Source organism: Pantoea sp. R102 (assembly GCF_004916815.1).
Lineage (GTDB): Bacteria > Pseudomonadota > Gammaproteobacteria > Enterobacterales > Enterobacteriaceae > Pantoea > Pantoea dispersa.
In genome coordinates this window covers 1-12,715 of record NZ_SDFT01000232.1, presented here as the reverse complement: position 1 = coordinate 12,715, position 12,715 = coordinate 1, and the positions used below count along the sequence as shown (strand labels likewise).

Annotated in this window: 14 protein-coding genes; all 14 read left to right on the top strand. The window is 60.7% G+C overall.

Going from position 1 to position 12,715, the window contains the following annotated elements; translation table 11 throughout:
• Window positions 1-1,023 (top strand): siroheme synthase CysG (gene cysG, locus ERD80_RS20450; RefSeq protein WP_136548329.1); only part of this gene is annotated, 1,023 nt, incomplete at its 5' end.
• Window positions 1,024-1,032: 9 nt separating this feature from the next.
• Window positions 1,033-1,941, top strand: coding sequence for a sulfate adenylyltransferase subunit CysD (gene cysD, locus ERD80_RS20445; RefSeq protein ID WP_021507354.1), 909 nt, complete (start codon window positions 1,033-1,035; stop codon window positions 1,939-1,941).
• 10 nt (window positions 1,942-1,951) lie between these two features.
• A complete protein-coding gene (cysN, locus tag ERD80_RS20440; RefSeq protein ID WP_058775992.1) occupies window positions 1,952-3,379 on the top strand; it encodes a sulfate adenylyltransferase subunit CysN in 1,428 nt (475 codons plus the stop codon).
• Window positions 3,379-3,984, top strand: coding sequence for an adenylyl-sulfate kinase (cysC, locus tag ERD80_RS20435; protein WP_104189662.1), 606 nt, complete (start codon window positions 3,379-3,381; stop codon window positions 3,982-3,984). The genes cysN and cysC overlap by 1 nt, the downstream gene beginning before the upstream one ends.
• Window positions 3,985-4,038: 54 nt before the next feature.
• Complete coding sequence (locus tag ERD80_RS20430; RefSeq protein ID WP_021507351.1) at window positions 4,039-4,359, top strand: DUF3561 family protein; 321 nt, start codon at window positions 4,039-4,041, stop codon at window positions 4,357-4,359.
• A 170-nt stretch (window positions 4,360-4,529) separates the two neighbouring features.
• Window positions 4,530-4,847, top strand: a complete 318-nt coding sequence (ftsB, locus tag ERD80_RS20425) for a cell division protein FtsB (protein ID WP_021507350.1) — start codon at window positions 4,530-4,532, stop codon at window positions 4,845-4,847.
• A gap of 3 nt (window positions 4,848-4,850) precedes the next feature.
• Window positions 4,851-5,567, top strand: a complete 717-nt coding sequence (gene ispD / locus ERD80_RS20420) for a 2-C-methyl-D-erythritol 4-phosphate cytidylyltransferase (protein WP_021507349.1) — start codon at window positions 4,851-4,853, stop codon at window positions 5,565-5,567.
• Entirely contained in the window at window positions 5,567-6,049 is a 483-nt protein-coding gene (gene ispF / locus ERD80_RS20415; protein ID WP_031279680.1) for a 2-C-methyl-D-erythritol 2,4-cyclodiphosphate synthase, read from the top strand. The genes ispD and ispF overlap by 1 nt, the downstream gene beginning before the upstream one ends.
• On the top strand, window positions 6,046-7,089 hold the full coding sequence (gene truD, locus ERD80_RS20410) for a tRNA pseudouridine(13) synthase TruD (RefSeq protein WP_136548327.1): 1,044 nt from the start codon (window positions 6,046-6,048) through the stop codon (window positions 7,087-7,089). The genes ispF and truD overlap by 4 nt, the downstream gene beginning before the upstream one ends.
• Before the next feature lie 15 nt (window positions 7,090-7,104).
• Window positions 7,105-8,148, top strand: coding sequence for a LacI family DNA-binding transcriptional regulator (locus tag ERD80_RS20405; protein WP_136548325.1), 1,044 nt, complete (start codon window positions 7,105-7,107; stop codon window positions 8,146-8,148).
• A 158-nt stretch (window positions 8,149-8,306) separates the two neighbouring features.
• The gene (locus ERD80_RS20400; RefSeq protein ID WP_058775996.1) at window positions 8,307-9,377 is read left to right on the top strand and encodes an SIS domain-containing protein; all 1,071 of its coding nucleotides are present in this window, start codon (window positions 8,307-8,309) and stop codon (window positions 9,375-9,377) included.
• 30 nt (window positions 9,378-9,407) lie between these two features.
• Window positions 9,408-10,775, top strand: coding sequence for a PTS transporter subunit EIIC (locus ERD80_RS20395; RefSeq protein ID WP_059010923.1), 1,368 nt, complete (start codon window positions 9,408-9,410; stop codon window positions 10,773-10,775).
• Window positions 10,776-10,854: 79 nt separating this feature from the next.
• The gene (locus ERD80_RS20390; protein WP_136548324.1) at window positions 10,855-12,246 is read left to right on the top strand and encodes an OprD family outer membrane porin; all 1,392 of its coding nucleotides are present in this window, start codon (window positions 10,855-10,857) and stop codon (window positions 12,244-12,246) included.
• An 11-nt stretch (window positions 12,247-12,257) separates the two neighbouring features.
• A partial coding sequence (locus ERD80_RS20385; RefSeq protein ID WP_282183387.1) for a cellulase N-terminal Ig-like domain-containing protein occupies window positions 12,258-12,715 on the top strand: 458 nt, incomplete at its 3' end.

Here is a 12,715-nt window from a genome sequence, read left to right as displayed (position 1 = left end):
GCGCCGGTGCTGGCGCGTCTGCTGCGTGAAAAAATCGAAGCGCTGCTGCCCGCCAATCTCGGGCAGATGGCCGAAGTGGCCGGTCAGTGGCGCGACAAAGTCAAACAGCGTTACCACAAAATGTCTGACCGTCGTCGCTTCTGGGAGCGGGCTTTTAATGGCCTGTTTGCCAGCCAGATGGCGGCGGGTAACGTCAACGAGGCGCGCCGCACGCTCGATCGCGAACTGGAAAACACTTCCGATAATCAGGGTGAAATCACGCTGGTCGGTGCCGGCCCGGGCGACAGCGGTCTGCTGACGCTGCGCGGGCTGCAGGTGATGCAGCTGGCCGATGTGGTGCTGTATGACCATCTGGTCAGCGACGAGGTGCTGGAGCTGGTAAGACGCGATGCCGATCGTATCTGCGTCGGCAAACGCGCCGGCGCCCATTCGGTGCCGCAGGAAGAGACCAATCAGCTGCTGGTGACGCTGGCGCAGCAGGGCAAGCGCGTGGTGCGCCTGAAAGGCGGCGATCCGTTTATTTTTGGCCGCGGCGGCGAAGAGCTGCAGGCGGCGCAGGCGGCGGGCATTCCGTTCCAGGTGGTGCCGGGCATCACCGCGGCCGCGGGTGCTACCGCGTATGCCGGTATTCCGTTAACCCATCGCGATTATGCCCAGAGCGTGCTGTTTATTACCGGTCACTGCCGCGCCGACGGCGACGGTATCGACTGGCCGTCGCTGGCGCGCGCGCGTCAGACGCTGGCAATTTACATGGGCACGGTGAAAGCGGCGGAAATTGCCGCCGGGCTGATCGAACACGGTCGCGCGCCGTCAACGCCAGTGGCGGTGATTGGTCGCGGCACGCGCCAGGATCAACAGGTGCTGACCGGCACCTTAGCACAACTCGAGGCGCTGGCAGCTGCCGCGCCAACGCCAGCGCTATTAGTGATTGGCGAAGTGGTGAATCTGCACGGGCAACTTGCCTGGTTCCAACATTCGGCACAGCAGGGGGCTCGCGAGTCCGCCGTTGTCAATTTGGCTTGAGGAAAAATTATGGACCAAAATCGTCTCACTCATCTGCGCCAGCTGGAGGCAGAGAGTATCCATATCATCCGCGAGGTGGCGGCCGAGTTCAGCAATCCGGTGATGATGTACTCCATCGGTAAAGACTCCTCGGTGATGCTGCATCTGGCGCGCAAAGCCTTCTATCCGGGCACGCTGCCGTTTCCGCTGCTGCACGTTGATACCGGCTGGAAATTCCGTGAAATGTACGAGTTCCGCGATCGCACCGTGAAAGCGATGGGCGCAGAGCTGCTGGTGCACCGTAACCCGGAAGGCGTGGCGATGGGTATTAACCCGTTCGTGCACGGCAGCGCCAAACACACCGACATCATGAAAACCGAGGGTCTGAAGCAGGCGCTGAACAAATACGGTTTTGATGCGGCATTCGGTGGCGCACGCCGTGACGAAGAGAAGTCGCGCGCCAAAGAGCGTATCTATTCGTTCCGCGATCGTTTCCACCGCTGGGATCCGAAGAACCAGCGTCCGGAGCTGTGGCACAACTACAATGGCCAGATCAACAAAGGCGAAAGCATTCGCGTGTTCCCGCTCTCCAACTGGACCGAGCTGGATATCTGGCAGTACATCTTCCTGGAAAACATCGAAATCGTGCCGCTGTACCTGGCTGCACCGCGCCCGGTACTGGAGCGCGACGGCATGCTGATGATGATTGATGACGATCGTATCAACCTGCAGCCGGGAGAAGTGATTAAGCAGCGTATGGTGCGTTTCCGTACCCTCGGCTGCTGGCCGCTGACCGGCGCGGTGGAATCCGAGGCGCAGACGCTGCCGGAAATCATTGAAGAGATGCTGGTCTCCACCACCAGTGAACGTCAGGGGCGCGTGATTGACCGCGACCAGGCCGGTTCGATGGAACTGAAAAAACGTCAGGGTTATTTCTAAGTAGACGCCGATGAATACCGTTATTGCCCAACAGATTGCCGAGCAGGGCGGCGTTGAAGCCTGGCTGACCGCGCAACAACACAAAAGCCTGCTGCGTTTCCTCACCTGCGGCAGCGTCGACGACGGCAAAAGTACGCTGATTGGCCGTCTGCTGCACGATACGCGCCAGATTTATGAAGATCAGCTGTCGTCGCTGCACAATGACAGCAAACGCCACGGCACCCAGGGCGAGAAACTCGATCTGGCGCTGCTGGTCGATGGCCTGCAGGCCGAGCGCGAGCAGGGCATCACTATCGATGTGGCCTATCGCTATTTCTCCACCGAGAAGCGCAAGTTCATCATCGCCGACACGCCGGGGCACGAGCAGTACACCCGCAACATGGCGACCGGTGCCTCAACCTGCGATCTGGCGATCCTGCTGATCGATGCGCGCAAAGGCGTGCTGGATCAGACCCGTCGCCACAGCTTCATCGCCACGCTGCTGGGCATCAAACATCTGGTGGTGGCGATCAACAAGATGGATCTGGTGGCGTACAGCCAGGAGACCTTCGAGCAGATCAAACAGGATTACCTCGATTTTGCCGCGCAGCTGCCGGACGATCTTGATATCCGCTTTGTGCCGATGTCGGCGCTGGAAGGCGATAACGTCGCCACCCCGAGCGTAACCATGCCGTGGTACAGCGGCCCGACGCTGCTCGACGTGCTGGAGACGGTAGAGCTGAAGCGCGTGGTCGACACGCAGCCGATGCGCTTCCCGGTGCAGTATGTTAACCGGCCGAACCTCGACTTCCGTGGCTATGCCGGTACGCTGGCGTCAGGTACGGTCAGCGTCGGCCAGCGGGTGAAAGTGCTGCCGTCCGGTGTGGAATCCAGCGTTGCGCGTATCGTCACCTTTGACGGCGACCTGCAGCAGGCGGCCGCCGGTGAGGCGATTACCCTGGTGCTGAACGATGAGATCGACATCAGCCGTGGCGATCTGCTGGTGGATGCCGCAGCCGATTTGCAGGCGGTGCAGTCTGCGACCGTCGACGTGGTGTGGATGGCGGAACAGCCGCTGCAGCCGGGGCAAAGCTATGAAGTGAAAATTGCCGGTAAGAAAGCGCGTGGCCGCGTCGAAAAGATTCTCCATCAGGTGGAGATCAATACGCTGGAAAAACGCGCGGTCGACAGCCTGCCGCTCAACGGCATCGGTCTGGTAGAAGTGACGTTTGATGAACCGATGGTGCTGGATGCTTACCAGCAGAACCCGGTGACCGGCGGCATGATCTTTATCGATCGCCTGAGCAACGTGACCGTCGGTGCCGGCATGATCCATCAGCCGCTGAGCGCCGCGCGCAGTCAGGCTGGCCAGTACAGTGATTTCGAGCTGGAGCTGAACGCGCTGGTGCGCCGTCACTTCCCGCACTGGAACGCACGCGACCTGCTGGGCGGTCAGTAATGGCGCAGCACGACGAAAACGTGGTGTGGCATGACCATCCGGTCACGCGCGCTGAACGCGAACAGCAGCACGGCCATCGTGGCGTGGTGCTGTGGTTTACCGGGCTCTCTGGCTCGGGTAAATCTACCGTGGCCGGTGTACTGGAGCAGTCACTGCACCGGCTGGGCGTCAGCACCTATCTGCTGGACGGCGACAATGTGCGTCACGGCCTGTGCCGCGATCTCGGTTTCAGCGATGAAGACCGCAAAGAGAATATCCGGCGCGTGGGCGAAGTGGCGAAACTGATGGTGGATGCCGGACTGGTGGTGCTGACGGCGTTCATCTCGCCGCACCGTGCCGAGCGACAGATGGTGCGCGATCTGCTCGGTGACGGGCAGTTTATCGAGGTGTTCGTCGATACGCCGCTGGCGGTGTGCGAAGCGCGCGATCCGAAAGGCTTGTATAAAAAAGCCCGTGCCGGCGAGCTACGTAACTTCACCGGTATCGACAGCGTTTACGAGGCGCCGGACGCGCCGGAAATCCAGCTGGATGGTGAACAATTGGTTACAAAACTGACCGGCCAATTGTTAGACCTGCTGCGCCACCACGATATCATCAGATCCTGAACCGACAGCGGCAAATCTCACGGTTTGCCGCGCTTTAGCGTCAACAGGATCTCTATGCAGAACGTTACCCCCATGCTGGCACGCAAAGATGAACGCACCCCGGATGAGCCACGCTCATCGTTGCCGGGCGGCGTGATCGGCTTTCTCTCGTACTGGTGTGCGCTGGGCATCCCGTTTCTGCTGTACGGCTCTAACACGCTGTTTTTCTTCCTCTACACCTGGCCTTTTTTCCTTGCGCTGCTGCCGGTTTCGGTGCTGATTGGCATCGTGCTCAGCCTGATGCTGCGTGGCCGGCTGTGGTGGAGCGGCCTGATCACCGCCCTGGTGGTTGTGTGCCTGTTCTGGCTGCTGTTCTCCTTTCTCTCCGGCTGGTAATCCGGCGCTGATGTGCAAACGCATCGGCAGGTTACAAAACTTTACCTGCCGTCCGGCGCTTTCCCCGTCATTATTTGTCCAGACAAATCTGCTTGCGCGCCATTTTCGCTGCCGCAGTGGAGTCCGGCGTCAAGTTATGGGATGATTGAGCCGTTTTTCAGGGGGCGGGGATGGGAAAACTGACGTTACTGCTGCTCGTGCTGCTGGGATGGTTGCAATACTCCCTGTGGCTGGGCAAGAACGGTATCCATGATTACACGCGCGTCAGCGAAGACGTGGCGTCACAACAGGCGAATAACGCCAAACTCAAAGCGCGTAACGATCAGCTGTTTGCCGAAATTGACGATCTCAATGGCGGTTCAGAGGCGATTGAGGAACGTGCACGCAGCGAGCTGGGCATGATCAGGCCTGGCGAGACTTTCTATCGTCTGGTGCCAGACCAAAACAAACGTAATGCGCAACAAGCGGCGCAGAACCAACAACGATAAACCATGAATCAGCTCTCTTCCTCTGCGGATGTGATTGCCGTGGTGCCGGCTGCCGGTATCGGCAGCCGCATGCAGGCCGCCTGTCCGAAGCAGTATCTCACCATCGGTCCGTTAACCCTGCTCGAGCACAGCGTGGCGCGCCTGCTGGCGCATCCGGCGGTAAAGCAGGTGGTGGTGCCAGTCAGCCCGGATGACGGCTGGTTCGATAGCCTGCCGCTGGCGCAGGATGCCCGCGTGCTGCGCGTCACCGGCGGCGAAACCCGCGCCGAATCGGTGCTGGCCGGATTACAGACCATCCGCCACAGTGCCTGGGTGCTGGTGCACGACGCGGCGCGTCCGTGTCTGCATCCCGATGATTTAGCGCGTCTGCTGGCGGTGCGTGAGCACAGCAAAGTCGGCGCGATTCTGGCGGCACCGGTGCGCGACACTATGAAGCGCGCGGAGCCGGGTAAAGGTGCCATTGCGCATACCGTCGAACGCGATGACTTATGGCATGCGCTGACGCCGCAGTTTTTCCCGCATGCGCTGCTGACCGCCTGCCTGACGCGCGCGCTCAATGAAGGCGCGACCATCACCGATGAAGCCTCGGCGCTGGAGTATTGCGGTTATCATCCTGAGCTGGTCAGCGGACGCAGCGACAATATTAAGGTAACGCGGCCGGAAGATCTGGCGCTGGCGGCCTTCTATCTCACTCAGATTCAGTTAAAGGAGCACGCATGATGCGTATCGGTCACGGTTTTGACGTGCACGCGTTTGGCGGCGAAGGCCCGCTGGTGATTGGCGGGGTGCGTATTCCCTTCGAACAGGGCTTTATTGCGCATTCCGACGGCGATGTGGCGCTGCATGCGCTGACCGACGCGCTGCTGGGCGCGGTGGCGATGGGCGACATCGGCAAACTGTTCCCGGACACCGATCCGGCATTCAAAGGCGCCGACAGCCGCGGTTTGCTGCGCGAAGCCTGGCGTCGCATCCAGCAGAAGGGCTACCGCATCGGCAACGTCGATGTCACCATCATCGCTCAGGCGCCGAAAATGCTGCCGCACGTGCCGCAGATGCGCGTCAACATCGCCGAAGATCTCGGTTGCCACATGGATGATGTCAACGTCAAAGCCACCACCACCGAGAAGCTGGGCTTCACCGGTCGCGGTGAAGGCATTGCCTGCGAAGCCGTGGCGCTGCTGGTGAAGGCCGATCGGGCATGAGTGAGCTGCTCTACCTGCACGGCGTGCCCGCTGCCACCGGGGTAATCAAAGCCAGTCCCGAAGATTTCGTGGTAATTGAAGATCTCGGCTATCCCTATGATGGCGAAGGCGAGCAGCTGCTGGTGCGCATCCGTAAAATTGGCTGCAACACGCGTTTTGTCGCTGAGGCGATCGCCAAATTCCTCGGCGTGCATCAGCGCGATCTCAGCTATGCCGGCATGAAAGATCGCCACGCGGTCACCGAGCAAACGCTGTGCTTCCGCGTGCCGGGCACGGCGATGCCCAACCTTGCCGGCTTCCAGCTGGAAGGCGTAGAGATCCTGCAGGTGATTCGCCACAAGCGTAAACTGCGCACCGGCGCGCTGGCGGGCAATGCGTTTCGTCTGGTGGTACGTCAGGTGTCCGATCGCGCGCAGGTGGAATCGCGGCTGCAGCGAATTCAGCAGCAGGGCGTGCCCAACTACTTTGGCGAACAGCGCTTTGGCCGCGGCGGCAATAACCTGACGCAGGCGCGCCTGTGGGCAGAGGAGAAATTCCGTCCAGGCGACCGCAGTATGAAAGGCATTCTGCTGTCGGCGGCGCGCAGCCAGCTGTTCAATCAGCTGACCAGCGCGCGTCTGCAGCGTGACGGTGCGCTGGATCGCGTGCAGCCCGGCGATGCGCTGCAGCTCAGCGGGCGCGGCAGCTGGTTTGTCGCCCAGGCGGACGAGTTACCTGCGCTGCAGCAGCGTGTGGATAACCACGAGCTGCGCATCACCGCACCGCTGGCCGGACGCGGCGAACCGGGCACTCAGGGCGAAACGCTGGCGTTTGAACAGCAGCAGCTGGCGGGCGCGGCCGATCTGCTCAGCCTGCTGGAGCGTGAACGCGTCGATGCAGCGCGGCGCGCCATGCTGGTGGTGCCGAAAGATCTGCAGTGGAACTGGTGGGATGACGTCACGCTCGAGCTGCAGTTCTGGCTGCCGGCCGGCAGTTTTGCCACCAGCGTAGTGCGTGAGCTGCTGAGCAACGGCGCGGCGGCCCCGCTCGGCGACGAATAAGCGAACCCGGCGACGATGAGCAAAAATCTCACCATCAAGGATATTGCCGTACTCGCCGGTGTGTCGATCACTACCGTCTCGCGCGTGCTCAACAAGCATGCGTGGGTGTCGGAAAAAACCCGCACGCGGGTGGAACAGGTGATCGCCGAGCATCAGTTCAGCCCCAACCTGATGGCGCGCGGCATGATATCGCGCCAGAGCTATACGCTCGCGGTGATCGTCTCTGACATCACTAACCCTTACTTCGTCACGCTGGTGGCGCAGATTCAGCAGGCCTGTCTGGCCATCGGTTACAAAATCACCCTGTACGATACCCAGTCGGCCAACCGCAGCCCTCAGCATGACGATGATGAAAGCGCGATTTTTCAGTCGATTATCGATAGCCAGATCGATGGGGTGATCGTGCTCGGCGGCCACAGCGACTATGCGCCGATTCCGGCCAACTACCTGACGCTGCTGGAATCGCTGATGGACAAAATGGCGGTGGTGGTGGTGGGGCAGCCGCATCCTGCTGGCCGCTGGCCGTGCGTGATGCGCGACCAGCAGCACTGCGTCGGGCTGGCGGTGAATCATTTGCTGGCGCGCGGCCTGCGTGATATCGCGTTTATTGGCGGTTCGCGCAAAGTGTGGGTGACGCGCGAGCGCGTCAGTCATTTCCACGCCACGCTGCAGCAGGCCGGCATTACGCCGCGCGACAGCTGGATCTGCCTGAATAACTTCTATCCTGAACACGGCTATCAGGCGATTGATACGCTGTGGCAGCAGGCAGAGCAACCGCAGGCGCTGGTGGCAATCAACGATCGCGTGGCGATGGGCGCGATCCGCGCGTTACGCGATCGCGGCATTGACGTGCCTGAGCAGGTCGCGGTCATCAGCTGCGAGCGCTTCCCCGGCAGCGAGTATTTTATCCCGCGCCTGACCAGCGTCGATCACCAGAATCCGCAGCTGGGGCAAAACATTATCACCATGATGATGGCGCAGCTGGACGGCAGCTTAAGCCCGCACGCGCGCTGCAGCGCACCGCTAAAGCCGGTATTGATCCCCGGCGAATCCGCCTGATCTTCTCCCCTTAAACGTTCCGCCTGCTTTCGTTGCGCTTTGTTAGCGCGATCGCAATTTCACGATCCTCACGTTGACTTAATATGCGCCATTAAATAAGTTTGCTCACAACCTGAAAACGTTTTCAGGTTGGCGGGAAAACAGTTTAAGGAGCGGTAATGAAACCCACCATGATGACCTACATCCACCAGCAACCCGAGGTGCTGAGCCATCTGCTGGCGTGCTATCCGCAGGGATTACCGGTGCTGGGCAAGGCGAAAACAGTGCTGATTCTGGCCACCGGCTCCAGCATCAACGCCGCGCTCAGCGCCAAATATTACGTTGAGCAACTGACCGGCGTACGCATCAGCGTGCAGGAGCCGTTTCACTTTCAGCACTACGAGCAGTGGGATCCGGCGACCGATCTGGTGATCGCGATTTCACAGAGCGGCGAGAGCACTTCGACGCTGGCAGCGATCGACGCGCTGAAAAAACAGCACGGCGTGGCAACCTGGGGCATCACCAGCAAAATCACCAGTCCGCTGGCGCAGGCGGTGGATCACGCCGTAGACATCATGAACGGCGAAGAGCGCGTCGGTTATGTCACTAAAGGCTATGTCGCCACGATCCTGACGCTGATGCTGATTGGCGTGCACAGCGCGCGCCACAGCGGTCGCCTCAGCGCAGAGCAGGAGCAGCAGGCGCTGGCGCAACTGCAGCACGGCGTCGACGCGATTCCGGACATCATCGCCCGCACCGAGCGTTTCTGGCAGCGCTGGCAGGACGATCTCACTGCGGCGCCACGCTTTATCTCGATTGGCTTTGGTCCGGCGATTGGCGTGATCAAAGAGATGGAGACCAAATTCAGCGAAACGGTGCGCGTGCCGTCGCAGGGCATTGAACTGGAAGCTTTTATGCACGGCCCCTATTTCGAAATCAATCCGCAGCACCGGCTGTTCTTTATCGACGTCGAGGCGCCGGTGCGCGAACGCCTGCAGCTGCTGCGCCAGTATGAGCAGCGCGTGACGCCGCACGTCTGGAGCCTGTGTCTCGGGGAAAGTGATGATGCGCGCACGCTGGCACTCGGCGTGGAGGTCAGCGAATGGATAGCGCCGCTGCTGATGGTGATTCCGTTCCAGATCCTCGCGCATCACATCGCTGAAGCCAAAGGCAACAATCTGCCGCAGCGCATATTCACTGATTTTGGCGTGGCGATGAAGAGCAAAACCAAACCGGGTGATTACGACTAACGCCGGGCGCGAGCCATAAGGATAACAACAATGAAACTCGATTACGTGAAGCTGGCGCAGGCCATCAGGGAACAGGTCGGCGGCGACGATAATATCAGCCACATTTCACACTGTGCCACGCGGCTGCGGCTGACGATAAACGATCTGGCCAGTGTCGATATGCCGGCCATCAGTAGCCTGCCGGGCGTCATCCGCGTGGTGAACGCGTCCGGACAGCTGCAGATTGTGGTCGGGCCGCAGGTCGAACAGCTGTATCAGGCGATGCAGCAGGGCGCAGCGCCGGTGGCCGAGCCGGTGAAGCCCGGCAAAGACGAGCGCGGCGTCGCGGGCAAAATGCTGGCCACGCTGGGCGCTATCTTCACGCCCTACATTGGCGTACTGGCCGGCATCGGGGTGATCAAAGGCATCATGGTGCTGCTGCAGACGCAGGGCTGGGTGGCGGACGATGACCTGCTGTTCGCCATGTTCAACGCGCTGGCCAGCGGCGTGTTTGTCTTTCTGCCGCTGTTTATTGCGGTTACCGCGGCAGACCGTTTCGGCGCCAGCCGTTTCACCGCGCTGGCGCTGACGGCGGCGATGGTGTTTCCGCTGACCCAGCCGGATCTGCCGGCGCACTTCGCGCTGTTCGGCCTGAGCATCAGCCTGAAGATTTACGGCGGCGCGGTGATTCCGGCGATTCTGGCGGTGCTGCTGCTGAGCAAGGTTGAGCGCCGGCTGAAACAGTGGATCCCCGAGGTGGCAGCGCTGGTGTTTGTGCCGTGCCTGTCGCTGCTGATTTGCGGCTTTGTGGTGTTCACGGTGATTGGCCCGCTGGCGGATTATGTTGGCGTCGGCATCGCCAGCGGCTACAGCTGGCTCTATCAGCTTAGCCCGATGATCTCCGGCGCGCTGCTGGCGGGCATTGGTCAGCTATTTGTGGTGTTTGGCGTGCACTGGGGCATCATCCCGCTGGCGCTGATCAATATTCAGGTGCAGGGCTACGACACCATCATGGCGATGTTTATGTCGGCGGTGATGGGGCAGTTTGGCGCGGTCACCGGCGCGATCTTCATCGCCCGCAGCCTGCGCGACCGGCAGATTGCAATCTCGGCGTCGCTGTCAGCGTTCTTTGGCATTACCGAACCGGCGCTGTACGGCGTCAATCTCAAGTACCGCATGCTGTTTATCTTCGGCTGCATCGGCGCGGCGCTCGGCGGTGGCATCACCGGGCTGCTGCAGGTGAAAACCTACAGTTTCCTGCCGGTGCTGAACGTGTTTGAACTCGGCCTGTTCGAAGGCCCGGAGTCGAAGATGATCTATGAAGTGGCGGCAATTGCCGTGGCTTTCCTCACCCCATTCATTCTGACGCTGATTTACGGCCGCTGGACGCTGCGCAGCGTGAATAAAACCGGCGCCTGATGCGCTGATTCGTTAACACCAAAACAGGGAAATCGCATGCGGCTGCTTCGCAGGGCCGCGTGCACCTTAAGGAAAGGTCATGAACACACTCACCAGGAGAAACAAGGCAGCGCTGCTGCCGCTGGCCACCCTGATGCTGGGCGCGGCACCGCCGGCGCTGGCGGAAGGATTTGTTGAAGACAGCACGCTGGAGGGCACCATCTATTACTGGCAGCGCCACCGTGAGCGTAAAGATCTCGATCCGCACAGCGCGCACTATCAGCACTATCAGACCAACCTGCATCACAGCACGCTGACCGGCGCGCTCGATTATCAGTCCGGCTATCTGGCCGATACCGTGGGCATTGATGTGGCGGCCTTCGCCACCTGGGATCTGTTTGAAGGCAGCCCGGCGCATCCCAACGAGATCAGCTTCAGTCACGGGCCTTCGATGTGGGAAGACCGTGGCGTTGGCGAACGTAACGGGCTGGATCTCTACCGTGCAGCGCTGAAACTCAAAGCCGGCGACTACTGGCTGCGGGCCGGTTATATCCAGCCGAGCGGTCAGACGCTGCTTGGCACCCAGTGGGGATTTCTGCCCGGCACCTACCAGGGCGTGGAAGTCGGGGCGGTCTATGACTATGGCGCTGCCGGCGCGCTGTCGCTGTCGTGGATGGGCGCCAACAAGTACAAAGCACCGTGGTATCGCAAAATGTACGAGTTTCGCGAAATCGACCGGCAAACGCGCATTCCTTATCTGCACTCGCTGGGCGCGAAGTATGACTTCAAAAACGGCAACACGCTGGAGCTGGCGTGGGGGGAATCTCCGCATTATCTCGACAAATATTTCGCCAAAGCGGCGCGTCAGACCACGCTGTGGGATAACCCGTTCAGCGTCAGCTGGCAGTTCTACGGCTCGCAGGATCGTACCGGTCGCCATGATGTTTACGATGAGTTTGCCTGGCAGCAGGGCCTGACGCTGGCGTACCAGTGGGATCGCTATCAGTTCCGGCTGGAGGGCAGCGCGGTGCACGCACCGGGGAAACAGGGTTATTACACCGTGGCGATGACGCCGATCTATCCCAACTCCGCGGGCCGCATCGATATGTGGTGGGATTCGCGCTCTGACTTCAACGCCGACGGCGAAAAAGCGCTGTTCGCAGGCCTGATGATCGATCTCAGCGACATCGTCTGGCCGGGCGTCAGCATCGGTGGCTCGTTTGCCTGGGGCTGGGACGGCAAACCGGCGCGCGGCGGCGACTGGTCGCAGCAGCAGCGCCTGACGGAAACCGCCATCAATGGCGATCTGGTGTGGCAGGTGCAGTCCGGCTGGGCCAAAGACACGGTATTTAAGCTGCATCTCACCGCCTACAACAACCATAGCGAAAACCCCAGCTGGGGCGGCGGCTATGGCAACGTTTTCCAGGATGAAAAGGACGTCAAATTCATGATGATTGCCCCTTTTAGCCTGTTCAATCACTCACGACACTAAGGATGATGACCATGAGGATTCGCTTCTCCGCGCTGACCGCAGCGCTGTTACTGGCCGGGCTGGCGCACGCTGAAACCCACGTTTTAATCAATCAGGTCGGCTACGATGTTGCCGCGCCGAAAAACGCTATCGTGCAGCTGACCGGCGACTCGCGCGCTAAACCGCCGGTGAAATTTACCCTGCTGGATAATGAGACCAATAAAGCGGTGCTGAGCGGCACGCTGCAGCCACAGGGTGACGTGCCGGGCTGGGGCGATCGCACCTTCTATCGTGCCGATTTCTCCGGCTGGCAAACGCCGGGCCGCTACGTGCTGCAAACCACCAGCAGCGACGGCGATGTGCGCTCCGGGCCGTTCATTATTGGTGCCGATCTGCTCGAGCGCTATACGCTGTCTGATGTGATTGCCTATTTCAAAAGCCAGCGCGTCACCGGCCTGTTCGATAAGGCGGACCGCAAACTGCCGCTGCC